At 34.8% G+C, this 24,534-nt stretch carries 29 protein-coding genes; all 29 read left to right on the top strand.

Annotated features, from left to right (window positions below):
* Window positions 1–4 precede the first annotated feature (4 nt).
* The 29 genes from essB to R8495_RS09360 all read left to right on the top strand — a co-directional run bounded on the left by essB (window position 5) and on the right by R8495_RS09360 (window position 24,461).
* Window positions 5–1,183, top strand: a complete 1,179-nt coding sequence (gene essB, locus R8495_RS09500) for a type VII secretion protein EssB (RefSeq protein ID WP_317635238.1) — start codon at window positions 5–7, stop codon at window positions 1,181–1,183.
* Window positions 1,180–5,568 carry a type VII secretion protein EssC gene (essC, locus tag R8495_RS09495; RefSeq protein ID WP_317635237.1) on the top strand — a complete coding sequence of 1,463 codons (4,389 nt, stop codon included), beginning with the start codon at window positions 1,180–1,182 and terminating at the stop codon, window positions 5,566–5,568. Before essB ends, essC begins: the two co-directional genes overlap by 4 nt.
* A 10-nt stretch (window positions 5,569–5,578) precedes the next feature.
* Window positions 5,579–6,280 carry a class A sortase gene (locus R8495_RS09490; RefSeq protein ID WP_317635236.1) on the top strand — a complete coding sequence of 234 codons (702 nt, stop codon included), beginning with the start codon at window positions 5,579–5,581 and terminating at the stop codon, window positions 6,278–6,280.
* 18 nt (window positions 6,281–6,298) lie between these two features.
* Window positions 6,299–8,659, top strand: coding sequence for a MucBP domain-containing protein (locus R8495_RS09485; protein WP_317635235.1), 2,361 nt, complete (start codon window positions 6,299–6,301; stop codon window positions 8,657–8,659).
* On the top strand, window positions 8,643–9,044 hold the full coding sequence (locus tag R8495_RS09480; protein ID WP_317635234.1) for a DUF1310 family protein: 402 nt from the start codon (window positions 8,643–8,645) through the stop codon (window positions 9,042–9,044). The genes R8495_RS09485 and R8495_RS09480 overlap by 17 nt, the downstream gene beginning before the upstream one ends.
* Before the next feature lie 128 nt (window positions 9,045–9,172).
* Window positions 9,173–9,574, top strand: a complete 402-nt coding sequence (locus R8495_RS09475) for a DUF1310 family protein (RefSeq protein WP_317635233.1) — start codon at window positions 9,173–9,175, stop codon at window positions 9,572–9,574.
* A gap of 93 nt (window positions 9,575–9,667) precedes the next feature.
* Window positions 9,668–10,069 carry a DUF1310 family protein gene (locus R8495_RS09470; protein ID WP_317635232.1) on the top strand — a complete coding sequence of 134 codons (402 nt, stop codon included), beginning with the start codon at window positions 9,668–9,670 and terminating at the stop codon, window positions 10,067–10,069.
* Between the two features lie 92 nt (window positions 10,070–10,161).
* The gene (locus R8495_RS09465) at window positions 10,162–10,563 is read left to right on the top strand and encodes a DUF1310 family protein (RefSeq protein ID WP_317635231.1); all 402 of its coding nucleotides are present in this window, start codon (window positions 10,162–10,164) and stop codon (window positions 10,561–10,563) included.
* A 45-nt stretch (window positions 10,564–10,608) separates the two neighbouring features.
* The gene (locus tag R8495_RS09460) at window positions 10,609–11,976 is read left to right on the top strand and encodes an alpha/beta hydrolase family protein (protein WP_317635230.1); all 1,368 of its coding nucleotides are present in this window, start codon (window positions 10,609–10,611) and stop codon (window positions 11,974–11,976) included.
* A 3-nt stretch (window positions 11,977–11,979) separates the two neighbouring features.
* Entirely contained in the window at window positions 11,980–12,288 is a 309-nt protein-coding gene (locus R8495_RS09455) for a hypothetical protein (protein WP_317635229.1), read from the top strand.
* Window positions 12,272–12,538 carry a hypothetical protein gene (locus R8495_RS09450; RefSeq protein WP_317635228.1) on the top strand — a complete coding sequence of 89 codons (267 nt, stop codon included), beginning with the start codon at window positions 12,272–12,274 and terminating at the stop codon, window positions 12,536–12,538. The genes R8495_RS09455 and R8495_RS09450 overlap by 17 nt, the downstream gene beginning before the upstream one ends.
* Before the next feature lie 582 nt (window positions 12,539–13,120).
* Window positions 13,121–13,537 (top strand): DUF1310 family protein, encoded by a 417-nt coding sequence (locus tag R8495_RS09445; protein WP_317635227.1) that lies wholly within the window; start codon window positions 13,121–13,123, stop codon window positions 13,535–13,537.
* Window positions 13,538–13,823: 286 nt separating this feature from the next.
* The gene (locus tag R8495_RS09440; RefSeq protein ID WP_317635226.1) at window positions 13,824–14,240 is read left to right on the top strand and encodes a DUF1310 family protein; all 417 of its coding nucleotides are present in this window, start codon (window positions 13,824–13,826) and stop codon (window positions 14,238–14,240) included.
* Window positions 14,241–14,612: 372 nt separating this feature from the next.
* Window positions 14,613–15,299 (top strand): alpha/beta hydrolase family protein, encoded by a 687-nt coding sequence (locus R8495_RS09435; RefSeq protein ID WP_317635225.1) that lies wholly within the window; start codon window positions 14,613–14,615, stop codon window positions 15,297–15,299.
* On the top strand, window positions 15,293–15,661 hold the full coding sequence (locus R8495_RS09430; RefSeq protein WP_317635224.1) for a hypothetical protein: 369 nt from the start codon (window positions 15,293–15,295) through the stop codon (window positions 15,659–15,661). The genes R8495_RS09435 and R8495_RS09430 overlap by 7 nt, the downstream gene beginning before the upstream one ends.
* A complete protein-coding gene (locus R8495_RS09425; protein WP_317635223.1) occupies window positions 15,658–15,969 on the top strand; it encodes a hypothetical protein in 312 nt (103 codons plus the stop codon). The genes R8495_RS09430 and R8495_RS09425 overlap by 4 nt, the downstream gene beginning before the upstream one ends.
* Complete coding sequence (locus R8495_RS09420) at window positions 15,962–16,246, top strand: hypothetical protein (RefSeq protein WP_317635222.1); 285 nt, start codon at window positions 15,962–15,964, stop codon at window positions 16,244–16,246. The genes R8495_RS09425 and R8495_RS09420 overlap by 8 nt, the downstream gene beginning before the upstream one ends.
* Window positions 16,247–16,333: 87 nt before the next feature.
* Window positions 16,334–16,543, top strand: coding sequence for a hypothetical protein (locus tag R8495_RS09415; RefSeq protein WP_317635221.1), 210 nt, complete (start codon window positions 16,334–16,336; stop codon window positions 16,541–16,543).
* 2 nt (window positions 16,544–16,545) lie between these two features.
* Window positions 16,546–16,905, top strand: coding sequence for a hypothetical protein (locus tag R8495_RS09410; protein WP_317635220.1), 360 nt, complete (start codon window positions 16,546–16,548; stop codon window positions 16,903–16,905).
* Window positions 16,896–18,476 carry a T7SS effector LXG polymorphic toxin gene (locus R8495_RS09405; RefSeq protein WP_317635219.1) on the top strand — a complete coding sequence of 527 codons (1,581 nt, stop codon included), beginning with the start codon at window positions 16,896–16,898 and terminating at the stop codon, window positions 18,474–18,476. Before R8495_RS09410 ends, R8495_RS09405 begins: the two co-directional genes overlap by 10 nt.
* Before the next feature lie 480 nt (window positions 18,477–18,956).
* On the top strand, window positions 18,957–19,505 hold the full coding sequence (locus R8495_RS09400) for a hypothetical protein (RefSeq protein ID WP_317635218.1): 549 nt from the start codon (window positions 18,957–18,959) through the stop codon (window positions 19,503–19,505).
* 30 nt (window positions 19,506–19,535) lie between these two features.
* Entirely contained in the window at window positions 19,536–20,534 is a 999-nt protein-coding gene (locus R8495_RS09395) for a hypothetical protein (RefSeq protein ID WP_317635217.1), read from the top strand.
* The gene (locus R8495_RS09390; protein WP_317635216.1) at window positions 20,524–20,970 is read left to right on the top strand and encodes a hypothetical protein; all 447 of its coding nucleotides are present in this window, start codon (window positions 20,524–20,526) and stop codon (window positions 20,968–20,970) included. The genes R8495_RS09395 and R8495_RS09390 overlap by 11 nt, the downstream gene beginning before the upstream one ends.
* Window positions 20,970–21,428 (top strand): DUF5085 family protein, encoded by a 459-nt coding sequence (locus R8495_RS09385; RefSeq protein ID WP_317635215.1) that lies wholly within the window; start codon window positions 20,970–20,972, stop codon window positions 21,426–21,428. Before R8495_RS09390 ends, R8495_RS09385 begins: the two co-directional genes overlap by 1 nt.
* Before the next feature lie 4 nt (window positions 21,429–21,432).
* A complete protein-coding gene (locus R8495_RS09380; RefSeq protein WP_317635214.1) occupies window positions 21,433–21,684 on the top strand; it encodes a TIGR04197 family type VII secretion effector in 252 nt (83 codons plus the stop codon).
* Window positions 21,685–21,693: 9 nt separating this feature from the next.
* Entirely contained in the window at window positions 21,694–22,056 is a 363-nt protein-coding gene (locus tag R8495_RS09375) for a hypothetical protein (protein WP_317635213.1), read from the top strand.
* A complete protein-coding gene (locus R8495_RS09370; protein WP_317635212.1) occupies window positions 22,047–23,426 on the top strand; it encodes a T7SS effector LXG polymorphic toxin in 1,380 nt (459 codons plus the stop codon). The genes R8495_RS09375 and R8495_RS09370 overlap by 10 nt, the downstream gene beginning before the upstream one ends.
* Window positions 23,420–24,163, top strand: coding sequence for a hypothetical protein (locus R8495_RS09365; protein WP_317635211.1), 744 nt, complete (start codon window positions 23,420–23,422; stop codon window positions 24,161–24,163). The genes R8495_RS09370 and R8495_RS09365 overlap by 7 nt, the downstream gene beginning before the upstream one ends.
* 1 nt (window position 24,164) lies before the next feature.
* Window positions 24,165–24,461, top strand: coding sequence for a DUF4176 domain-containing protein (locus tag R8495_RS09360; RefSeq protein ID WP_317635210.1), 297 nt, complete (start codon window positions 24,165–24,167; stop codon window positions 24,459–24,461).
* Window positions 24,462–24,534: the final 73 nt, after the last annotated feature.

The raw sequence follows: 24,534 nt of genomic DNA, 5'->3' as shown, positions 1-24,534 counted from the left end.
AATGATGAGTGAGAAAGAGTTTAGTTTTAAAATAGATGATCAAAATTATTTAATCAAATGGATTGATGAATATCATGCTTTAGAAACAATTCCAATGGGCAGCGTAAAAGATGTTAATCTTCTCGGCTATTTAAGTATCCAAAATGATTTATTAATTCCATTAAATATTAAAATGGAGAATCAGGAATGGGTGTTTTCGTATCAAACGAAGGAAAGGTACCACAATTTTAAAGAAGTTAGCCGTAATCTATCGGAGTCCGAAAAAATTAAGCTTTGTATTAATCTTTTAGATATTTTACAGCTTAGTAAAACTAGAATTAATCCAGTAGTTCATCCTGATAACGTGTTTTTTGATATAAATTTACGTCCCAAAATTATTCATCGTGGAGTTGAAGGGGTTCTTTATCCAGAAAAATCAGATAATCTTTTCAAACAGATTAAAGCTTTTATAATTATGGCTTTGTCAGGGCGTTATTCATTTGAACGATTATACAAAGGTGTAATGTCTGAGAAATCTTTGACCAGCATGACTTACAAAAAAATTGCTGGTTATTCCTCGGTTTCAGATTTAAGAAATTATTTGAAAAAACTTTACGATTCAACTTTGAATAATGAACATACTAAGTTAATTACGATCTCTAAGAAAAAATTTGGGATTTACCATTGGGGATTTCTGATTAGCTCAATAGCGGCAGCTTTTCTTGTGGTTGTTGTTGGTTATGTATTTTTGATCATGGTTCCTCACAATAATACTTTAATAGACGGGACAGGCGATTATTTATCGCAAGAATATGATCGAACAATTAGTGATTTAAGCACGATCAAAATCGATAAAATGCCCAAGGCTTATCAGTTAATGTTAGCTGAAGCATATGTTAATGTTGATAATCTTAATCATACGCAAAAAGAAAATGTCAAAAAGTCTTTAAATATGCACTCTGATCCAAATTATCTCAAGTATTGGATTTACGATGGGAAGGGAGATTTCGATAAATCTCTCGATATAGCGAAATATCTTGGGGATAATCAGTTAATACTATTTTCTTATACCAAATTGTACTCTCAGGCAAATAATAATCCCCAGTTGTCAGGATCTAAGAAACAGGAACTGCTTTCAAAGTATTCTAAATTAATTAAAGATTACAGTAAAAAACTAAAAAAAGAGCAGGCTAAACAGCCATGACAAAATATAAGTTATATTTATGGATCAATGATACATATTCGCAAATTACTCTAAATTCAACGGTTCACCAAGAAGTCACTCTATCCACTAAGTATGATGAACCGTATTATGTACCCGAGCTTGACCAAGATTACGTGGTTGTACTCAAAGACAACGGTGAAATAAGATTAGCTGATGTTTCTCTAAATGTTGATCAAGTTACCAAAATTAATGATCGCTTAAACGTTTTGTTAGTGTCTAACAAAGTTACAACTTATAGTTTCGATTTAAGTAGAATTTATCGCAATCAGATATTGAGTATCGGTCGCAATGAGTTAGATGATATCCAACTTATGTGCGATAACGATGTCTTACTTAAATTAGGTGAAAATCCTGGCACTTTTGTAATTTCCGCTAGTAGGATTAGTAATCTCTATCTTAATCACCGAAAAGTAAGGGAAAACAAGGTCACATTTGGTTTGGGTGATGTTATTTGTTTGGGAAGAATCGAACTCATAGTTCAGGATAACAACTTGTTGGTAATCAGGGATTTACTAAATCGTTTTGTTAAAAGTAGTTTGTTTCATTACACGGGGAAGAGAGGTACTTATCCAGAAGAATATCCCGAGTATCATCGGTCACCTCGTGCGCTTATGGCTCTACCGAAAGAGAAAATAATAATTGATAATCCTCCTTCAAAAGAACAACCAGCCAAAAATAAATTAGCAAGAACTATTGCCACACCATTAGTTATGGTGGCAGCTTCAATATTGATGTCAGTTATTAATCGAAATATGACGACTATGATTTTGATGGGTGCAATGAGTGTTACAACAATTTCATTTTCGATTAGTAGTTACTTTAGCGATAAAAAGGAACAAAAACAAAGGGCGATTGATCGAGTAATTAACTATCATGACTATCTCCAAAATAAAATTGTGGAAATTCAAAAGCAAAAAAGGGGAACCAGGGAAGCTTTGGAGTACCATTATCCAACCGGTCAAGAAATAAGCAATTTAATTGCTAATAACAGTCCTCGAGTTTATGAAAAAAATAAATTTCAGACCGATTTTTTGGCATTTAGAATTGGGACTGGCGATTTTATTCCTAAGTATCAAGTTACATTTTCTTCGCAAGAAATGGAAAAAGACGTACTCCTTGATGAAGCGAATGACATTTATAAGGATTCGATGAAAGTTGATGATGCACCTATTTCCATTAATTTAACAAACGGTGGGATTGGGCTAGTTGGAAATTTCGAACAGGTCAATATAGCCGTGCAGAATATGTTACTGCAGATCGCTACTTTTCAAAGTTATCATGATGTTAGGTTTATTGCAGTTTTTAATGAAAATCAGCGGGATGAGTGGATTCCGTTTAAATGGTTGAAACATTTTCGGACAGATGGAAGTAACACTTTGAATTTTGTCTATGATGAAAAAACTCGTGATCAATTGATGACTTCTCTTTTTCAAATGCTTAAGGATCGAGAACAAATCATTAAAGACAACGGACCAGACAAAGAAAAAGTCGTTTTCTCACCCCAGTACATTTTGATAATTCAAGACGAAGAGCTAATCATTAGCCACAGCATTATGGAATATATGGGCAAAGATATTTCTAATCTGGGAGTATCGGTTGTATTTATCAAGAATACTACCGCTGATCTGCCAGAGTATATCAAAAATGTAATTGAGTATAAGGATAGTAAACAAGGAGAAATTCTGATTGAGGAGGGATTACTTTCTAATAAGAAATTTGTCCCAGGAAATCTCGAAGGAGTCGATTTAGAATCTGTAGTTCGAAAATTATCATCACTAGAACACAAGGAAAGTCTAAAAAATTCGATTCCGACTTCTGTCAGTTTATTAGATCTCTACAATACCAATAAAGTTGATGATCTTCAGTTGAAGATGCGTTGGACAAGTAATTTGCCATACAAGAGTTTAGCGGTTCCCTTAGGAGAAAGAGGGAAAGACGATATTGTCAAACTAGATTTGCATGAGCGAGCGCATGGACCCCATGGACTCATTGCAGGGACAACGGGGTCTGGGAAATCTGAGTTGATTCAATCGTATATTGCTTCTCTAGCTATAAACTTCCATCCAGATAATGTCGGATTCTTACTTATTGACTATAAGGGTGGTGGGATGGCCAATCTTTTTAATGATCTGCCCCACCTTCTAGGAACAATCACTAACCTTGATGGCAGTCAAAGCCTAAGGGCGTTAGCGTCTATTAAAGCAGAGTTGGAAAAAAGACAAACGTTGTTTGGTCAATATAATGTAAATCACATTAACGAATATCAAAAACTCTATCACGAAGGAAGTGCAAGCGAAGCAATGCCCCATCTGTTTTTAATTAGTGATGAGTTTGCCGAATTGAAATCAGAGCAACCAGAATTCATGGAAGAATTAGTTTCAACAGCTCGTATTGGTCGTTCTCTAGGTATCCATTTAATTCTTGCGACTCAGAAGCCAAGCGGTGTCGTTAATGAACAAATTTGGAGTAATTCAAGATTCAAAATTGCTCTAAAGGTTCAAGACCAGGCGGACTCAAATGAAATTCTTCATACTCCTGATGCAGCCTCGATTGTTGAACCTGGGCGAGCGTACTTACAGGTCGGTAATAACGAAATCTATGAATTATTTCAAAGTGCATATAGTGGTAAGACTTACAACCCTGATGAAACTGAGGACGAGGAATATGATCCCCTTTATATCATCGATAGTTTGGGTCAATATAAGAACTTTTCCGAAGATTTAAGTGGATTGTCAAAACAATTAACGCAAAGTAAAGAGAAAAAAATTAATGAATTAACGGCGATCACAAATTATATTTCTGATTTTGCGGAGCAAAATCAAATTAATCGTTTACCTCGTCCGTGGTTACCACCGTTAGGGGAAAAGATCATTTTCCAAGATTATGGGTCTATCGATTATCCGAAGAATTGGAAGGAGGAAAGCCTTTCTCTTAGCACTTTAGTTGGAATGGTTGATTATCCAGACCAACAGGCCCAAAAACCTTTTGAAATTGATTTAAATGAACATAAACATATTGCGGTTTTTGCAAGCCCTGGATATGGAAAGAGTACTTTCATTCAGACTTTCATTATGGGAATTTGTCGTGATAATTCTCCGGATGATTTTAATATTTATTTATTGGATTTCGGAACCAATGGACTGCTTCCATTGAGAGAATTACCACATACAGCTGATTTAATTAGAATTGACGAGATTGAGAAAATCGTGAAGTTTGAGGCGATTATTGCGGGTGAGATCAACCATCGTAAACAGTTATTAAGTAAAGCTGGTGTTGCAAATTTAGACCAATATGTAAAATCTACGGGCAATCGATTGCCAATAATTGAAGTGGTAGTTGATACAGTTGATTCTGCTAAAGAAGCTCCGTGGTTTGAAGAGTTTAATAGTATTTTGGACAAAATAACTCGTGAAGGTTCGAATGTTGGGGTTTATCTGATGATCTCAGCTAACCGACATGGAGCATTAAGAATGCAACTTCTATCTAACATTAAAACTCAAATAAGTTTATACCTTTTCGATAAAAGTGAGGTCAATGATATCGTGGGTCGATCTGAAGTAACTATTGATGATTTGCCTGGACGAGGATTAATTAAACTAGACACCATTAGATTGTTTCAAACTTTTCTTCCGACAGAAGGCACTGATTCGCTAGAAATATTGGAAAATGTGAAGAAAGAAGCCGGAGAAATGAAAACCGATTGGAAAGGTAAGGTGCCAGCTAGAATTCCAATGATTCCTGAAGAATTGACTTGGGATTTATTCTCGGAAATGAGTAAATGTTCTGATCATGAATTTGCTTTGGGGTTGAATTCAGACACCACTTTGCCGATAACATATGAGTTTTCTCGAGATAAATATTTTCTGATTTTGAACGAAACAGACGAGCAGAAACAAAACTTTGACACGATGATATCAAATGAATTAGAACAAAAGAATCAAAATGAATCAATGATTATTGATGGAGAAGCAAATAAGGATGACATTCTTAAGAAATTGAATCAATTAAAGGATCGATGCGATTCAGATGAAGAAGACGAAGATCGTTTGGTTTACATCAATGATTTAGAAAGTATCTTAAAAGTAGCAAGCGACGAGGACTTTGATTTCCAAGATATCTTGGAACAAGGGCAATCTGTCGGCCTTCACATTTTGATTAATACTTATTTGTCGTTTATTTCAGGAAATTATGATGATGTACCAAGCTATATTAGAAGCAATTTAAAGGTTGGAATCATCGGATCACGAATTACTGATCAAGATCTGGTTACTTTTCAGTATATTTCTAACGAGCCTTATCTTAAGGAAGACGAGGCATATTATTTTAAGAATCGATCTTACTCTAAGATCAGAATTCCAAAGTAGATGAAGGTAGGTGAGCGTAATTAAACGAAAATCTTTCAAAAAGTTGTTGTATGTTCTGGGAATTTTGTTGGGATTAGTTTTGATCGGGTATGGATTACTTAATAGTCCTTGGAGCCATGATCTTCTTATGAAGCATTATGTGAACCAGACAGATGTGATTAGTCACAAACAGATCGAAAACAATAAGAAAAAGAAAGCAAACTTTGATCCGAAGGTTGTTCACTCGCTGAAGTCATCGGATATGATCAAAGGCTGGAATTATAAAGTCAGTCCGATTGGATACATTGTGATTCCAACGGTTGATATCAGAAATCCGGTTTTTAAAGGTTATGGAGAATCTGGGAACAATTTGCTTCATGGTGTTGGAACAATGAAGCCCAATCAAATCATGGGTGCCGGAAATTATGCTTTAGCGGGGCACTATATGAATAATCAAACGGTATTTCATAATCTATCGAAAGCCAAAGTAGGCGAAGATGTTTATCTTACCGACTTGAAATTCTTCTACAAGTACCGAATTTCAAGTATCCAACGAAACGTTGCGGCCAATCGAACCGATCTAATTGAAGATCATTTGAATATGACTCAAATAACGATGATCACTTGTGAAAGTTTGGTCGCCGATAGCTTAAGGACAGTGGTTCAAGGAAATTTATTAGCAACTTATAAAGTAACTCACCGGGAGCTTTATAAATTAGGACTCGTTGAGTAAAAATAGAGGAGAAAATTGATGCAAAAGAAAATGATAACAATATTGATGACACTTCTTTTAGTGTTTAGCAGTTTAGGATTGACCCCAATGGGAGTTCAAGCAGGTTCATTCGATTTAAATGAGTCGAAGGATACTAATCAGGAAAAGCTTGATCAAAGTTATGATCAAAAGGCACCGAGAATAACTCCTCGAGGAGGCATTACTCCTCGTGGTGGAGCATGTGATGCAGTTGTTTGGTATAAGACTAAAAGCGGTAATGTTTTGGAACAACAAACTATGCACGGTGACAACGGTCAGACAATCACTGTAGCGAAAAAAGAGTTTAGCGGGTATACATTTCAAAAAGTTGATGGAAGTGCAACGATCACCTTTGCGACGGGAACAACCCCAGAAGTAACTTTTATTTATAAGAAAATAAAAGATTCAAATGCAGGAAATACACCTCCACAGACACCAAAAACTGGCAAAGTTTATATCAGCTTTATTAATGAACAAGGCACTGCTATTAAGGCTGGTGAGGTTCGTACGGGCAATGTAGGCGACAACTATAGTGTTCAGCCATATTCTTATGTGATTGATAAATATACTTATGACAAGCTTAATACAGGGAGTGATCCTTTAGCAGGGACTTTTACGGAAGCAGATATCTCGGTAGTTTTAGTATTTAAGAAAACCGACAGTGATAATTCTAGTAACAGTACTGGAAAAGTCGTAATTCAATTTGTCGACGAAGATGGAAATCCGGTGAAATCAAGTGAAACAATTAGCGGGCAAGTTGGCGGTAATTATACAATCGATCCGAAAGACTATTTCATTGACAATAGTCTGAAATATACCAGCGCTTCTGGTAATTTGACAGGATCCTTTACTGCAGCAGATCAAAAAGTGACATTGACCTACAAACGAGATAATCAGATGGGTAAAGTCACGGTTAAGTATATGGATAAAGACACTGCTACCAGTATTGCAACTGAAAAAGTAATGACGGGAAAAGTTGGGACGTCATTCAACGAATCGAGAATTGATATATCAGGTTATGTCTACGATCACGTTGAAGGTGCAACTAGTGGAACTTATGCAAATGAACCGCAAACGATGACCTTCATGTACAAGAAAGAGCAGCCAGGAAAAGTCACAGTAAGGTTTATGGATGAAAATGGAACTGCTGTGAAAGCAAGTGAAACGATGACGGGGAAAGTCGGTGACAATTATTCAGTTGATCCATATAGCTATCTCATTGATAAGTATAAATACACTAAATCGGAAGGTAGTTTAAATGGGAAGTTTGAGTCTTCTCTTCAAACGGTCACGTTAATTTATCGCCGACAAGAAACATCTGGGAAAGTGATTATTCGATTTGTTGATGAATCAGGCGAAGCGGTTAAGTCCAGCAATACGATTACAGGTAATGTCGGAGAAAGTTATAGCGTTGATCCGCATGATTACTTCATTGATAACTGTAAATATACCAAAGCAGATGGTAATTTGACTGGGAAGTTTGAAGCTGAAGCTCAAACAGTAACCCTGGTTTATCGCAAAGATGGTCAAGTCGGCAAATTAACCTTACGCTACATTGATAAAGACTCTCAAAATAGTGTTGCGGGAGACAAAATCATGATGGGCAAAATTGGCGACACCTACGATGTCGGTAAATTAGAAATTCCGGGTTATATCTTTGATCATACTGAAGGTGCGACTACGGGAGCTTATACCAAAGACCCTCAAACTGTTGTGTTTATGTACAAGAAAGATCAGCAAGTTACAGGTCAAGATGTGACCGTAAGATATTTAGATACCAAAACAAAAGAAAAGATTGCTAACAATGTTGTATTAAGTGGCAATATTGGCGAATCATATTCAGCTGAAAGATTGAAAATAACTGGCTATACTTTCGATCGTTCAGAAGGAAACGAAAAAGGAATTTTCGGAAGCTCAAAGCAAGATGTCACGCTTTACTACTTAGCTGATGGTTCTAAACCAGATAGCAGTAAGGATCCAAGTAATTCGTCGACTGACAAAGGCAACAGTGATAAAACTTCCACCAATAATAATAGCTCTACTAACAATTCTGGTCCGGATATTGTAACAAGTCCTACTGCAAAACCCGCATCAGTTGACCCTGTGACCACTTCAACAAGTAACCCAAATACTGCAGGCAATAATACAACCAATACTCAGACCCCTCAAAGCAGTACACAAGTACCATTTACGAATGGTGAGCCTGCTAGCAGTAAACCAAGTTTGCCACAAACTTCAGAAACAATAGAAATTCATTATTGGGCAATCGTTCTCGGAATGCTCTTGATTTTGGGCTTTGCTTGGGAATTAAAGCCGGAAACGAAATTCATGGAAAAAAAGCAAAATGTTCAAATGGATTAAAAGACAGCGCATTATAAGCATTGTTCTGGTGGTTATTGTCGTTATAGGTTTAATGGTAAGGGGAGCGATAAATATGAAAAAAGAATCGGATCGTAAATTTCAAGAAGAAATGGTCAAAGAAGTAAAGAAAAATGAAAAGAGAATTGAAAGATTTGTAAGAAGTAGTGATGAAAACAAAGTGGTGAAGACGATTACAATCGATTACGACTCCATTGAACATAATCCAATGGGAGGAGTAATGGTTGATGGGTATGTAAACGGAGATAAAGAATTATCTTTTGGAGTAATTATTAGTAACAATTATGTAGGAGATAAGCGAGAATACAATATTTCTGGTGGTATTAGTTCAAAATTAGATGATTTCATGACTGGAGATACTAATTGATTTCAAGAGTAATGAACATATTAAATAAGGAAAAGGGAAAAAATATTGAAAAGTGATAAGAATACTAAAAATCAAATAAATGAAAATCTACACCGAGTGATAGTGATAGAAAATAAAGGAAGAGATAGATGTTCAAATGGATTAAAAGACACCGCATTATAAGCATTGTTCTGGTGGTTATTGTCGTTATAGGTTTAATGGTAAGGGGAGCGATAAATATGAAAAAAGAATCGGATCGTAAATTTCAAGAAGAAATGGTCAAAGAAGTAAAGAAAAATGAAAAATCTATTGAAGAATTTGTAAGAAGTAGTGATGAAAACAAAGTGGTGAAGACGATTACAATCGATTACGACTCCATTGAACATAATCCAATGGGAGGAGTAATGGTTGATGGGTATGTAAACGGAGATAAAGAATTATCTTTTGGAGTAATTATTAGTAACAACTATGTAGGAGATAAACGAGAATACAATATTTCTGGAGGCATTAGTTCTAAATTAAGCGTTTTAATGAGGCGCCCATATAAATAATTGGATAAGAAAAAGAGGAAAAATATTGAAAAGTGATCAGAGTGTTAAAAATTTACACCGAGTGGCGGTTGTAGAAAATAAAGGAAGAGATAGATGTTCAAATGGATTAAAAGACACCGCATTATAAGTATTGTTCTGGTGGTGATTGTCGTTATAGGTTTAATGGTAAGGGGAGCGATAAATATGAAAAAAGAATCGGATCGTAAATTTCAAGAAGAAATGGTCAAAGAAGTAAAGAAAAATGAAAAGAGAATTGAAAGATTTGTAAGAAGTAGTGATGAAAACAAAGTGGTGAAGACGATTACAATCGATTACGACTCCATTGAACATAATCCAATGGGCGGAGTAATGGCGAAGGGTTATGCAAATGGAGACAAGTCATTGACATTTTCAGTGACAATATCTAACGATTATGTAGGAGATAAAAGAAAATACAGTGTTGGTGGAGGTATTAGTTCTAAATTAAGCGATTTAATGAGACGACCATATAAATAATTAATAAGAAAAAGAGGCAAAATATTGAAAAGTGATCAGAGTGTTAAAAATTTACGCCGAGTGACGGTTGTAGAAAATAAAGGAAGAGATAGATGTTCAAATGGATTAAAAGACACCGCATTATAAGTATTGTTCTGGTGGTGATTGTTGTTATAGGTTTAATGGTAAGGGGAGCGATAAATATGAAAAGAGAATCGGATCGTAAATTTCAAGAAGAAATGGTCAAAGAAGTAAAGAAAAATGAAAAATCTATTGAAGAATTTGTAAGAAGTGAAGACGAAAACAAGGTGGTAAAGACGATTACAATCGATTACGACTCCATTGAACATAATCCAATGGGCGGAGTAATGGTTGATGGGTATGTAAACGGAGATAAAGAATTATCTTTTGGAGTAATTATTAGTAACAACTATGTAGGAGATAAAAGAGAATACAATATTTCTGGCGGTATTAGTTCAAAATTAGATGATTTCATGACTGGAGATACTAATTGATTTCAAGAGTAATGAACATATTAAATAAGGAAAAGGGAAAAAATATTGAAAAGTGATAAGAATACTAAAAATCAAATTAATAAAAATCTCGAAGACTGGAGTAAATATACCGATAAGCAAAGAATGCAATTCGCTCAGCAAGAGTATAAAGATTATAAAGTTGGTGAAGAAGTAAAATTAGAAAAAGGCAGAACATCTCTTGCTGGATTTGTTGTTGACAAAGTTGATAACAAAAAAACAGGGGAACAATCATATGTGGTTGCCAACAGTCCTATGGGAACAAAGCCCACTGATGTTAAAGAAATTGCGGTTTTGTATCAAGGGAGTAAAGAACCTGGAAACAAGGGTTGGAAAGAAGATTGGATTCATAATAATGTGAATATAGGGATCCAGAAAATTGGAGGTAAAGTCATGAAAACAGCAATATCTACAGCGGCTATCATCACTTCACCCTCATTTATTAAAGTGGCAGCAGCTACAGAGTTGTCGAAAAATATAATTCCTACAGGACCTACTCCACAATTAAAATCTTCAGCCGAGACCCTTCAGATGGCACTAAAGAAGTATCCCAACGCGAAAGTTACTGTTTATGGTCATTCGCTTGGCTCCATGGATGGACAATTTGCATTGGCTTCAGTGTCAGAAAAACAGTTAAAGCGAATTAAAGGTGGATATTTATATCAAGGTCCCAACGTATTTTTTACCCTCAATGCTAATCAAAAAGATATTGCTTCAAAATTAGGCAAACGGAACGTCCATAACTATGTCGACGTAAGAGATTTGGTAACGATGAAGTATTTTGAAAGGAAGGAAGGAGTTATCGGACGTTTAGAATTGGTTGACTCTTTAGAAGCTCCAGAACCAGAAGATGGAGGCCCCATTAAAAAGAAACTTAAAAAGTATACAAATCAGCATATGTGGGGAGGCTATCAGTTTAGGAAAGATGGAAGCTTGAAATTGGCTGATCCCTTAGACGGAATTGTTTATTTGTTTAATGATCTAAGCAAGAATTTAGGTTTAGTTGGTAGTGGCAATAGTAAGGAAAAGATGTTGTTACAGTATCCCGGATTAATTAGTTATGCTGAAAAAATGTCAACCATTATGGAGGGTGAAATGAGGGATATCGTTAAGATTTGTCGGGCAGCAATTTCAGAATGTGATCGCACTTATAATAATGGATTGAACTCTGCAAGGAGTATCGGGAGAAAATTATCAGAAAGTGAAATTTTATCTGCTTTGGATAGTGGTGGTTGTACGAGGGCAAGCATTGTCACTTACCCTTCTGAAAAATATGAGAAGAAAATTGATTCATCTCAGCAGATGATTAAAAAATTCGAGAGTTTAAGTAAGAAATTGAAACAAAGCGGCGAAAAGATTTCGTCTGCAGATCGTAAAGTCGCAGGGATATTTTAAATTATGGATGAAGAAATTAAAGATAGTCGTAAAGAACTTGAGCGTGAATATAACGAGAAATTAGAGGAGATAACTTTCAGACAGCGGACAGTTGATCAAACGGCAGATAGTATGGCTGAAGAAGGTGTTTATTGGTTAAAGAAAATAAACCCCGAAGCAAGTAGTCGAGAAATTTACCAAATTGTTGATGATTATCGCAATCAAGCAAGAGAAGCTATTGGACAAGAAAGAAGAAAAATAACTAACCAGTATGAAGAAAATCGGGATGAACTAAATAGAAAGTTGAGGGATCAAGATGGAGATATTAGATGAAATACTGAAAGAAATTGAAAAATCGGCAGAAAGAAGAATTATTCGAGCAATGGGAGTTGCAACAAGAGCATTAAGTGAAGCCAATGGTCTGAAGAATAACGGCAAAATTAAACTTAAAGTTTCGTCTGTTCAACAAAAAGAGATGGTTATAGTTAGAGAAACGGAAGAAGCATTAAAAGGGAAGGGCGGTAAAAAAGCGCGAAGCAGCTTAAAGAAAGAAATAAAAGGAGTCAATGTAGTTGGCGGTTGAGAATTAATGAAAATGACAGATCAATTTAAGCACTAACTGATGATAAATGTATTTACTAAAGGGCTGGGTTAGCCATTTTTGAAACGCTAAATTTTTGATTTAGTAAGTCTTTTAGTGAATTTTATTACAATTGATTACAATCCAATCTAGCATAGCAGTAGTGGTGGGTACGAGAATAAAGAAACTACATTACCAGTTTGGTCAAGATGGACTTTTAGTAATCGTTTGTAATCGTGCTTCTTAGGTTGTTCAAAGATGGGCATGTCATCGTCGAGATCGAAGCGATTGAAAGGCTGATCTAAATGAGGTGACTGTGAATAAGATCGAAGATCAGCAAGTACATTAGAAAAGTGTGAAGCGAAGTTGACGATATCGGAGATATCTTCACGCAATCGGGGGGTAAAACCTTAATAATAGTGTGAGCATTGTTTAACCTGATTTTCTTTCGGTTGGTGTAGTACTTACACGATAGAGAAATTTAAGGGGAAAGCAGTGCTTTTTGTTTTACCCTGAGATAAGAAGGAAAGTGACTGTTTAGAGTTTAAAACTTTGGACAGTAGATGCGGTTGAGGAGATCACTTAATGGATAAAGTCAAAAGTTTGAAGCCAAGAAGCTTCACCAAAAGACATTTTGTATTAATTATTATGCTGTCAATAGCAATTGTACTAGTAGGAATAGGAGTAAAAAAGAAAGTTCAAAAAGACCGAGAGTTTCATGAAGAAATGGTTAAAGAAGTCAAGAAAAACGAGAAATCGATAGAAGAATTTATAAGAACTGATGATAAAAACAAAGTGGTGAAGACGGTTACCATTGATTACGACTCCATTGAACATAATCCAATGGGCGGAATAATGGTTCGTTGTTATGTAAATGGAGATAAATCATTGAGGTTTTCAGTAACCATATCTAACTATTATATCGAGGATAAAAGAGAATATAGTTTTTCTGGCGGCATTAGTTCAAAATTAGATGATTTAATGAACGGAGATGATAAATAATTTCAAAAGATATAAAAATATTAAATAAAGGAAAGAGGAAGAACCTTGAAAAATAGTCAATTAAATTTCGGATCATTAAAATCTAAAAACAAACAAAAGCCCGCATCAAAGGGGAACAGTCTTCTTACCAATCAAAAAAATAAACGATGATTTAGAAGATTGGAGTAAATATACAGATGAACAGAGAATGAATTTTGCTAAAGAAGAATATACAAAATATTCTGTTGGTGCAGTAAAAATTAGTGCAACAAAGTAAATCCTTTGAGTGATGTAATAAAGGAAGATTATGAACGATATCAAAAGTTTGAAGCCAAGAAGCTTCGTTAAAAGACATTTCGTATTAATTATTATGCTGTCAATAGCAATTGTAGTAATAGGAATAGGAGTAAAAATGCAAGATCAAAAAGACCGAGAGTTTCATGAAGAAATGGTTAAAGAAGTCAAGAAAAATGAGAAATCAATAGAAGAACTTGTAAGAAACAGAGACGACAACAAAGTAGTAAAAACGGTTACCATCGATTATGACTCTATCGAACATAATCCAATGGGTGGAATAATGGTTCGTTGTTATGTAAATGGAGATAAATCATTGAGGTTTTCAGTAACTATATCTAAAGATTATATTGAGGATAAAAGAGAATATAGTTTTTCTGGTGGCATTAGTTCAAAGCTGTATGATTTAATGACGGAAGACGGTAAATGATATCAAAACATATAAAAATATTAAATAAAGGAAAGAGGAAGAATCTTGAAAAATAGTCAATTGAATTTCTGATCATTAAAAGCTAAAAACAAACAAAAAACCGCATCAAAGGGGGACAGCCAGCTTATCAACAAAAAAATAAATGAAAATTTAGAAGATTGGAGCAAATATACAGATGAACAGAGAAAAAAATTTGCTAAAGAAGAATATGAATATTATTCAGTTGGTGAAGGAGTAACTCTAGATAAAAAAGGCAAATCTATTGCTGGGTTTGTTGTTGACAAAATCGAAAAACTCACAGGAGAACAGGCGTATGTTGTTTCTAATAGTCCAAAAAAGACAAAACCTGAAGATGTTAAGGAAATTGCTGTTTTGTATCGAGGATCTAGTGTTGATTTTTCCTCGATTCCAAAGGGTTACGATACTGTTTTGGACTGGTTATTGGCAGATGGTCCAGCAGCATTAGCGATTAGAAGATCGTTAATAAAACCAGGTAAACCGTCAATGACCAAATTTATGGGTAACCTCGTGAATGAACATATTGGTCTTAGCGAGCTAATTCCACAATTCCGTTCAGCTTCTTCAACTCTTCAAGAAGCACTTAAGAAATATCCAAATGCTAAAGTAACGGTTTACGGGCATTCTTTGGGATCGATGAATGGGCAATATGCCTTGGCTAGTCTTTCAATCGATCAATTAAAACGAATTAATGGCGGGTATCTCTATGAGGGTCCTAATATTTATTCAATATTAAATAAAGATAAGAGAGCAATTGCAGGTCTATTAAGAAATTATAACGTACATAATTATACGGATTGGTGGGATGCGGTTTCTTTAGGATTTGGTGTTAATTTTAAAGAAATCGTTGGAAGTGTTGAGTATGTTTCTACCAAATGGACGGGATCTATAGGCGAACAACATTCGTGGGGCGGCTACATATTTGGCAAAGACGGTAAGTTAGAGATAATGGTTGAGTCTTTAAAACCAATGTATGGATTTTTATCTAGATTTATGAAAAAATTGGTGGTAAAGGTAGTGAATCCGAAAAGATTATGTTAAAAGATCCCGAATTACTCGCCCTGGCTAGGGATATGGCCAACACTATGGAAAATGCAATGAAGAATATTATTAAAGAATGCGAACAGGATATTAGGAAATGTGAATTGTCTTGGGATTTGACGCATAAAGCAGCAATTCAAATGGCACCACTATTAAGTCAAAAGGGGGGGATTGAATCTGCTCTGATTGAAGGCGGATACACACAAACCCAGGTTCTAGTTAATCCGATTGAAAAATATAAAGAAGAGATGAATGCTGCTGAAAAATTCTTGGAGAGATTCAAAGAGATTAAACAGAAATTAGAGTCGAGTGCTAAACAGATTCAATCATCAGATGAGGAAGTAGCGGGGTATTTTAGATGATGAACGAAGAAGAAAAGGAAAGCAGTTCAAGGAAAATAGAACAAGCGTATCAAGAAGAGTTAGACAAATTAAATCTTCAGGCAAAGAAAGTAGGGCAAGAATCTGAGGATATGGTTCAAAAATATATTTACTGGTTGCGTCAACTTAACTTAAACGGATCTAATCGTGAAATCTATCAAATTGCGGATCGATATCAAAATGAAGCACAAGATGCGATTAATCAAGCGAAACGAAAATTGACTTCAAGTTATGAAAACAAAGTCGATGAATTAAATCGAGAATATGGAAAGAAGGATGAAAATGTTTGAATTTGTAACCGAAGATTTAACGGAACATTTAAATAATTTGAGATTAGAAGCGGAAAGGCAAAGCGTCATATCTTTAGGTAGAGAGTCATTGATGGGGAGTAGAACGGATTTCGCTGGTCACGAAGTTAACGTTAGAAATATTACAAATGCCGTAGTGAGTAAAGAAAACAAACTATTATCAAAACTATCTTCTTCGATGTCAGGTTCGGGATCTAATAAAGCAAAGGTTAGTATTGAAAGAGATAACCGGAAAGTCGCTGAAGGACTAGGACGATAGTAATAAAAGTATTAAAAAATTACATAAGGAGTAAAAGATGAAAAAATAGTATCAAATTCAAATGAAGTCAATTTTGCCATAGATCCATTGGAGGCTGTAAGTATCCATGGTGGCAAGTATGCATCAATAACGCAAAGTAATATTCCTGGAATGTTAACGGGTAAAACGGTAAGTGATGAAATTGTTCCAGATTTAGCCCAGCTTGTTGAATGCGTTAAGGAACAAAGCAGTAAATTCCAAAAGATATCAGAGGAATTTAATCGGGTAGATGATAGCATCAGTTTTGAAGGTAAATAAATATGGAAGTAAAAAAACAAGATGAATTTGAAAAATATGATCAAATGATTCAAACCAATAACGATAGTCTAGATAAATTAAGAGCGGATCGACGAAAATTCGAGGAATCAAATGATGATTTATTTGAGTCGATCCATCAAAGTTTCCAAAGACTGCGTTACTTGAATGATGAAAATATTCACTTTGGCAATAGCGCAAATCGTAGATGGCAAAGTCAAAATGATGAACAAGAAATGTCTTTCAAAAGGAGACTTAAAAATTCAGCAACAAACGTTTTGGAAGCCTACGATTCTGAAGTGAAATCGATTGAAAATGAGAATGATGAATTATATCGTCTAAGGAAGGGAAAACAATGGGATTGATCTATTCAAGCAGTGACTCTGAAAGTCTGATCAAGGCTTTAGGAGACAATTTATCAAAAATTAAATCTACTGTTGATCATTTAAAGTCAGGGAGTCAACACGTAGTTTCATATATTTCTGGTAGTTCTGATTTATCGGGAAATGCTTATGAGAAGGGAACCAATTTGTTTAGAGATTGTGTCATTCCGACAATCAATCTGACAACCGAAATAATTCGAAGTATTGAAAAATCATTTCAGAAATATAAATCTGCTAATGAAGCTATCAAAGATGAAGGTTATCTTAAGGAAGATAACATTAAGCAGCAAATTAGAGAAAAAGAATCGTTGATTGATCGATATGAGAGCCAGATTGCATCGTCTCAAGTAATGTCAATTGGTAATTCGGATGCACTTATAAGTTATCAAAAAATGTTATACGAACTTATTGATGAATTGAAACGAGATATTAGTAAGTTAAATAAAAAATTGGAAAAATTATATCGCTTCAACTCGGCAACAAGCAGTTTATTCACCAACAGTTTAAATGACTTAAAAACTGCAATGCAAGGAGTATTGGCTTTAAAGAAAACGATCGTTAAGCCAGATGGATCTTATCAATTTCCAATTGGGGTTGATAGTTCCCTGTTTGAGGCAATAAAAAGCCGTTCTTTGAGTGTGAGTTCCGAAGATGAAGCGATCAGGAATGCTATCGAAAATATGCCACTTAATATGGATACTGATCAAATGACCGATTGGGTTCTTGATGGAATTGAAGAGCATGGATTGGACTTCTTTGAAGTGTTGGATACTATCCAAAATTGGAGTGGGAAAGGCACAACAATGTCTGAAGCTTTTCGAATCTGGAAGAAGTCTAAAGCTTATTTGGGTATAAACAAGTTATATTTGGATAGTAAACGCAATATAAGAATGGGTAATGGTGAACAAAAACCCAAAAACGGAGGAAAATTTTTACTCGGTCAATATTCAGATGCATCTAAACATAAAAATGACGGGAAATATTTACATAGAGAAGGGAAAACTTATCTTAAAAACACAGGAATTGATTTAGTCGATTACCATTATTCCAGACTTCCAGACGGAAGTATAGATTGGAAACAATTTAGAGCAGGCGGAATGGTTGGATTTAAAGAGGCTATTAATCCATTCAATGATTTTAAAGGATGGAAAGGTGCAAGTAATCTGACTAAGGTTGGTAAAGGACTGGGAATAGCTGGAACTGCGTTCACCGTCGTAAATGATTTTAATGATAATATTGATTTGTCACACATTGATACGAAAAGTGTCGTCAATTTTGCAACTGATGTGGCAGTTGATTTTGGAGCTTCTGCTTCGGCAGTTGCCCTTGGTACAGCAATCGGAACCACATTATTACCAGGAGCTGGAACTGTGGCTGGTGCAATAGCTGGAATTGTAATTGATGTTATCTTTAATGCAGGGTTCGGAAATCCTCCTAAGAGTGCTGTTGATTATGTAAAGAGCGGCGCGAAAGGATTAATCAATGGGATTGGCAAAATGATTAAAGGTTTTGGTAACTTGGCTGGCGGGCTAAGATTTGGTTACGGACATTAGGTTAAACCAATGAATGATAGATCACCCAATCAATTAAACGAAAACTATTTCAAATCACTGATTTCGACTAGAGCTAGTCTAGGTGCGCTTTACTTAGGATTAGCTGGAGCGATTATATCTGGGCTCTTAATATTTTGCACTTGGAATATTGCGTCTTATAACTACGAGATGAATCCTCTTAAGAGTTCCATCAATGATTTTATGATCTTTAATATTGTTTTTATGAGTGTGACCTTCTTGCTTATTAGAATTCGATTTTTGCGTCAAATTCTTTTTAGGCACCAAGGATTTGCGTCAATTTGGTTGGCGATCTTTTCAATTTTTCTTACGTTTGAATTAACGATGATCTCTTATCTAGCTACGATAAATAAGTTTGATAAGGGTTTTAGATATGATTCTTTATTTTCTTTGATTATCATTGGTTGTTTTATTACTAGTTATATTGTTTCACTAATATATAACATTTTTTGGTTAAAAAGGATGCTAAATAAGGGATTTCCCGAAGAACTAGCCCTGTTGAATTATTTTTCAAACTCATCAGTAACCAGTTATGGATCGCTGGCATTAATTTCGGGTGTTACTATTTTGGGAAGAATTTTAAACGGGACCCTTACTACAGGAATTGGATTTTTCGGTGGAATTTTTTTCACTGCAGTTTTTTCAAGATTAACAGTGGAGTATTCTTATGCGGCATATTTATTAAATACGGACAGATCGTATTGGGGAGTATACAAAGACGACGAACCCCCATTTGAGGAAAGGTTGAAAATTCGACTTAAGAAACTCTCAACTTATGTGGTACTAGGGATTGGCATTATCTTCTTTAATACAGGATTCTTGTGGGACAAAATAACAACAAAGCCACTATACTTAATTGTTGGATTCATTACGTTAATAATAGTCATATTCGAAGCAGTTGTTTTTGTGGTTTGGGCCTTTAGGAAATTAAAAAAAGCTTTCACTAAAAAGCTAAAAAAATCTTTAAAACCACAAACATTTAAGAAAAGAAAGAGATGGAAGAAGAAATGAATTTTAAGGTAAAAGGTGATAGGTAACCCAATGAACGATAAATCACCTGAAGAATTAAACGAAAACTATTTCAAATCACTGATTTCGACTAGAGCTAGTATAGGTGCGCTTTACTTAGGATTAGCTGGAGCGATTATATCTGGGCTCTTAATATTTTGCACTTGGAATATTGCGTCTTATAACTACGAGATGAATCCTCTTAAGAGTTCCATCAATGATTTTATGATCTTTAATATTGTTTTTATGAGTGTGACCTTCTTGCTTATTAGAATTCGATTTTTGCGTCAAATTATCTATAAGCATCAAGGATTTGCGTCAATTTGGTTGGCGATCTTTTCAATTTTTCTTACGTTTGAGATAGGAGAACTCTTTTACTTAGTCTCAATTATTAGCATTAAAAATTTTAGGTATGGGTCTTTAAGTTCTTTGTTTGTTATTGGTTGTTTTGTTATCAGTTATATCGGTTCACTAATATATAACATTTTTTGGTTAAAAAAGATGTTAAACCAAGGATATCCCGAAGAACTAGCCCTGTTGAATTATTTTTCAAACTCATCAGTAACCAGTTATGGATCGCTGGCATTAATTTCGGGTGTTACTATTTTGGGAAGAATTTTAAACTGGACGCTTACTACGGGAATTGGCTTTTCCATAGGAATTTTGTTGACTACGTTTTTTTCAAGATTAACAGTGGAGTATTCTTATGCGGCATATTTATTAAATACGAACAGATCGTATTGGGTAGTATACAAAGACGACGAACCCCCATTTAAGGAAAGGTTGAAAATTCGACTTAAGAAACTCTCAACTTATGTGGTACTAGGGATTGGCATTTTCTTCTTTAATACAGGATTCTTGATGCAGAAAATAACAACAGAGCCACTATACTCAATTGTTGGATCCATTGCGTTAATAATAGTCATATTCGAGGCAGTTGTTTTTGTGGTTTGGGTCTTTAGGAAAATAAACAAAGCTTTAAAAACAAAAAAATTAAAAAAAGAAAGAGATGGAAAAAGAAATGAATTTTGAAAAAAGAGAATTAAGTTTAAACAAAGTTATAAGTTTTAATTTGGAATTAGATCCGTTAGAGGATATTTTCGAACAGGCCGATGAAGCAGGGCAAGAGTTTAAGGAACTTTTAATTCAAAATGGGTTTTATTCAGATAGTCCCATAATTTTTAGATCGAAGTCTTTTGAGTTGGGTGGAGATGTCTCTATTATGACAACAGTTGGAAATAAGTTGAATATTGTTGGAGAAAATAAATCAAGTTTTGATTTTTTTGATCAAATTGAGTTTACTACCGATTACTATTATCGCCATTATGATCAGCTAGAACCAATTCCATACGATGATATTATGGAAAAAATTCGAGAAGGGCACAAGAAATTGAAGAACATCTATTTTATTTTACTAGATCTATATGGGGATCAAGTTGTTGACATGTACTGCGAGGTAGAAGATTAATGAAAATTATTCCAAGTGTAGTTCAAGCTTATAAGCTTGGTTTTCAAAATGTTGTAAGCCAGAGATTTAGCTTTCATTATTCAAAGTTTGACGAATTTTATCGAAATTTTCTTTCAGGAATCTTAGACAATGGTTATCACTTAAAGGGCCCCTATTTTTATAGCCTCAATAATGTTCCGAGGGATCAAATTGTTGATATTGAGATGTTTATGCCGATCGAGGAAAATTATTTTCAAGTTGAAGAGTATCAATTTGCTTCATATTTTGAAATAACAAATCTTCTGAAAACGATCGTTTTTGGAGATTTTGACATTACAACGGAGCAATCATACGCCAAATTATTAACAACGATAGAGTTAAATAATCTTGATATCGCGACCCCTTTTTATCATGTGATCCCGTCAAACGGTTCAAGATATGTAAGTATTTATTTAGGTTATTTCAAACAAGAGGAGTAAAAAGATGGACAAAATCGCATCGAATGAAACTAAAGCAAGTTCGGCAATAACGGGATTAACAAATGTTCAGGTTAATCACAGTAAACAAGTGTCTTTGGGACGCAGTAACATCACTGGGATGAAGACTGGGACTGAAGTTAATAACCAAATCCTGAAAGATATCTCAAAATTAGTTCAATGTGTTAAAACTCAGGGAGGCAAATTTAAGCAAATTGCTGCCGAGTTTAACAAAGTTGATAATAAGATTAAGTTCTAGGGGCACAAAATGGGAGAAATTAATAAAGACGAACAACGACAACTGATTGAACGAAAACTCCGTGAGAAAGAAGAAGAGTTTGACGATTTAAAGCGTGAGCAGCGTAATGTCAGCGAATCTTTCAATAATTTACATGAAAGCCTTAATCAAGGATTTCATCGGTTACGCTCACTAAATGAAGAAAATATTCGTTTTGGGAATTTAATGAGTCGAAGAATCCAGCAGGAAAACGACGAGAAAGAGCGTCAATTTAGACGCAGTTTAGAGTGTTCTGAAGAATCTTTAAAGGAACAATATGATTTAAGGGCAAGAAAAATAGAGTCGGAAACAGAAGAGCTTAAGCTAAAGAAGGGGTCAGAAAAATGGGATTAATTTATGATAGTTCAGATTCAGATAACTTAATAAACGGTTTAACTAGTAATTTAGAAAGCAGTAAAGAAGCTGTAAGTCGCTTAAAAGCGGGAAGTAAACAGGTGATTTCAGCGGTTGACGGGCATAATTTGTCAGGTGCGGCTTATAAAGCAGGTGCAGGATTGTTTAAAAATTTAATTTTACCTGTGGTTGATAGAGTTACGGATGCTATTGATCAAATTGAAAGCGATTTAAAGACTTATAATTCTGCTAATAGCGAGATTTGTAGTGAAGGCTACTTAAATGAAGACAATTTAAAAAATCAAATTTCACAGAAGGAAGGAATGATCAATTCTATCCAAGTAGAGTTAAATTTTCTTAATTCGATAAACTCGATGGACTTAGAAACTACTAACCGCTTACTGGATGCAAAGAAGAAATTGCTTGAGATGTCTGATCAACTACGTAAAGATATCAGGAAGCTGGAGAAAAAAATAAAAAAGTTGCATAAATTTTCGACATCCACAAACTCATTGTTCAAAGATAGTTTGTCTTCTTTAAATAAATCAATGAATTGTTTGCTTTTACTAGATAATGTAATTGTCCATGCCGATGGGAGTTATGACTTTTCGTTATTTGATATTGGAATGCAAAAGAAATTACAACAATTTCAAAATGAAATGGGTAACAATATGACCATTATTGATTGGCTTGAGGAAGGTACAAGTTCATTGTTTGACGGGATTAAAGATACAGTTATTAAACGAGGTAAACATTTAGGTTTATCTTGGGGTGCTAAATTGCAGCCAAAGGGAACTCACGGAACAGGATTTGTAAAAGATAGTAATAAAGTCCAAAGTTGGATGAGCCGTAGATTAAAGAAAATGAAAAAGCCAACAAGTAATAACTTGGGAAAGGTAGCAAAAATTGGGGGTCCTGCTCTAATTGGATTTGATGCGTATAATAATTACACGGAATTTAATGAAGAACTTAATAAAGGACATAAAAATCGAGGTCGTGCTTTAGCATATAGTGGTGTTGCGACAGGCGCTGGACTTGGCGCTGGTGTAGTAGGAGCCAGTGCAGGTACGGCTCTAGTTGGATATGCTGAAGCAACTTCTTTATTAGCGGTAGCAGGAGCTCCAATTGTTGGAGCAGTGTTTGTTGGAGCAGCAGCAGCTGCCGGTATTAAAGCAATGTATACAAATTTTAAGCCTTTTAAAGATGTGGTAAATACGACCGGAGATGCTTTAAATTCTGTTGGAAAAAAAATTGTTGAATTTAAAGATGGGGTTGAATATGAAGCAACACGCATTAAGAAAAAGGCAATAAATGTCGGAAAGTCACTTTCTAATTCCTTGGGAAAATTAAAAGGGGCATTTAGTTGGTAAAGAATACGCGTAGCAGTTTTAGTGTTAAAGAATATGAGCGGATTGATATTAGGTATCGATTGATCCATGTGAAAGGCAAAGATTATATCCTAGATTATTCGAATCCACGGGATTTGCGTAATTATTTTATGGGGACTTTTTATTATAAAAATTCTCTTCAGTGGAAGGCTTACGACGTTACGCATTGTCGAGAACAAATTCCGGTAATTAAGGATTACTATAAAATTGAACAACTCGCACGACTAATTGACGGCGTAGTTGCTATTTTCTATTTCACTAATATTTTGCTTTTTCCAAAGCCACTGAACATTTCTTATTTAACCTATGATCCAAGGATCAGAAGGAACTGGAAATTGATAATTATGATTTTGTTGGTGATTTCTTTGGTGTTGATTTTTATATTGGCGAGTTTAAAGCAATACCAATTACCAGTTGCCAAAGATAATTATTTAATCCTGAAACAAACGAACTACAAGGAATTAAATGATAAAGATGCCGCTGAAAGTAAATTTTATATTAGGTGGTTTTACAAGATCCCTCCATTTCTTCAGAGGTTAATTTCAGGATTATTTCTTATTATAGGTCCGGTTCTTGTAGGCATTAATAGCTCTAGTTACGGAAGCTTATTTGTATTCACTATATGTATATATTATATAATCTTTTTAGGTCGTTTTTTGTTTTTTATACCAGCTCATAAAAATAAAAAATATACAATTTTAGAAAAAGGAGAACTTTAAGATGTTAGCAATTGGAAGTGTAGTGTATCTCGTAAACGGAAATCAGAAGGTGATGATTCTTAATTGGGGACCAATCATTGATCAAGGTGGGGAGAAAGTGTATTTCGATTATACCGGTGCATTGTATCCATCAGGCTTAGATCCTGAACAAGTATATTACTTTAACGACGAAGATGTTGATGAAGTGGTTTATGAAGGTTACAAAGATGATGATGGACAAAGGCTTGAGATCATGTACGAGAAATGGGTTGAGGAAAACGCTGGTAAGATTAAAAAAGGGGTGCCGGATGCTCTGTAACTACAGGGAATGTGTAACGCAGGCTACTGTTGAAAATTTGTTGAAAGGGGCATTTAGCCCTCTATCAGAACAA

The sequence above is a fragment of the Xylocopilactobacillus apicola genome, from assembly GCF_033095985.1.
GTDB classification, from domain to species: Bacteria; Bacillota; Bacilli; order Lactobacillales; family Lactobacillaceae; genus Xylocopilactobacillus; species Xylocopilactobacillus apicola.
Note: the sequence above shows the minus strand (reverse complement) of the source record. Positions and strands in the feature narration are given on the sequence as shown.

What these genes read in the sequence shown, in the direction of transcription:
- essB (WP_317635238.1), top strand. Translation starts at nt 5, where the DNA reads ATGAGTGAGAAAGAGTTTAGTTTTAAAATAGATGATCAAAATTATTTA.
- essC (WP_317635237.1), top strand. Translation starts at nt 1,180, where the DNA reads ATGACAAAATATAAGTTATATTTATGGATCAATGATACATATTCGCAA.
- R8495_RS09485 (WP_317635235.1), top strand. Translation starts at nt 6,299, where the DNA reads ATGCAAAAGAAAATGATAACAATATTGATGACACTTCTTTTAGTGTTT.
- R8495_RS09480 (WP_317635234.1), top strand. Translation starts at nt 8,643, where the DNA reads ATGTTCAAATGGATTAAAAGACAGCGCATTATAAGCATTGTTCTGGTG.
- R8495_RS09475 (WP_317635233.1), top strand. Translation starts at nt 9,173, where the DNA reads ATGTTCAAATGGATTAAAAGACACCGCATTATAAGCATTGTTCTGGTG.
- R8495_RS09470 (WP_317635232.1), top strand. Translation starts at nt 9,668, where the DNA reads ATGTTCAAATGGATTAAAAGACACCGCATTATAAGTATTGTTCTGGTG.
- R8495_RS09465 (WP_317635231.1), top strand. Translation starts at nt 10,162, where the DNA reads ATGTTCAAATGGATTAAAAGACACCGCATTATAAGTATTGTTCTGGTG.
- R8495_RS09455 (WP_317635229.1), top strand. Translation starts at nt 11,980, where the DNA reads ATGGATGAAGAAATTAAAGATAGTCGTAAAGAACTTGAGCGTGAATAT.
- R8495_RS09450 (WP_317635228.1), top strand. Translation starts at nt 12,272, where the DNA reads ATGGAGATATTAGATGAAATACTGAAAGAAATTGAAAAATCGGCAGAA.
- R8495_RS09445 (WP_317635227.1), top strand. Translation starts at nt 13,121, where the DNA reads ATGGATAAAGTCAAAAGTTTGAAGCCAAGAAGCTTCACCAAAAGACAT.
- R8495_RS09440 (WP_317635226.1), top strand. Translation starts at nt 13,824, where the DNA reads ATGAACGATATCAAAAGTTTGAAGCCAAGAAGCTTCGTTAAAAGACAT.
- R8495_RS09430 (WP_317635224.1), top strand. Translation starts at nt 15,293, where the DNA reads ATGTTAAAAGATCCCGAATTACTCGCCCTGGCTAGGGATATGGCCAAC.
- R8495_RS09425 (WP_317635223.1), top strand. Translation starts at nt 15,658, where the DNA reads ATGATGAACGAAGAAGAAAAGGAAAGCAGTTCAAGGAAAATAGAACAA.
- R8495_RS09420 (WP_317635222.1), top strand. Translation starts at nt 15,962, where the DNA reads ATGTTTGAATTTGTAACCGAAGATTTAACGGAACATTTAAATAATTTG.
- R8495_RS09410 (WP_317635220.1), top strand. Translation starts at nt 16,546, where the DNA reads ATGGAAGTAAAAAAACAAGATGAATTTGAAAAATATGATCAAATGATT.
- R8495_RS09405 (WP_317635219.1), top strand. Translation starts at nt 16,896, where the DNA reads ATGGGATTGATCTATTCAAGCAGTGACTCTGAAAGTCTGATCAAGGCT.
- R8495_RS09400 (WP_317635218.1), top strand. Translation starts at nt 18,957, where the DNA reads ATGCTAAATAAGGGATTTCCCGAAGAACTAGCCCTGTTGAATTATTTT.
- R8495_RS09395 (WP_317635217.1), top strand. Translation starts at nt 19,536, where the DNA reads ATGAACGATAAATCACCTGAAGAATTAAACGAAAACTATTTCAAATCA.
- R8495_RS09390 (WP_317635216.1), top strand. Translation starts at nt 20,524, where the DNA reads ATGAATTTTGAAAAAAGAGAATTAAGTTTAAACAAAGTTATAAGTTTT.
- R8495_RS09385 (WP_317635215.1), top strand. Translation starts at nt 20,970, where the DNA reads ATGAAAATTATTCCAAGTGTAGTTCAAGCTTATAAGCTTGGTTTTCAA.
- R8495_RS09380 (WP_317635214.1), top strand. Translation starts at nt 21,433, where the DNA reads ATGGACAAAATCGCATCGAATGAAACTAAAGCAAGTTCGGCAATAACG.
- R8495_RS09375 (WP_317635213.1), top strand. Translation starts at nt 21,694, where the DNA reads ATGGGAGAAATTAATAAAGACGAACAACGACAACTGATTGAACGAAAA.
- R8495_RS09370 (WP_317635212.1), top strand. Translation starts at nt 22,047, where the DNA reads ATGGGATTAATTTATGATAGTTCAGATTCAGATAACTTAATAAACGGT.
- R8495_RS09360 (WP_317635210.1), top strand. Translation starts at nt 24,165, where the DNA reads ATGTTAGCAATTGGAAGTGTAGTGTATCTCGTAAACGGAAATCAGAAG.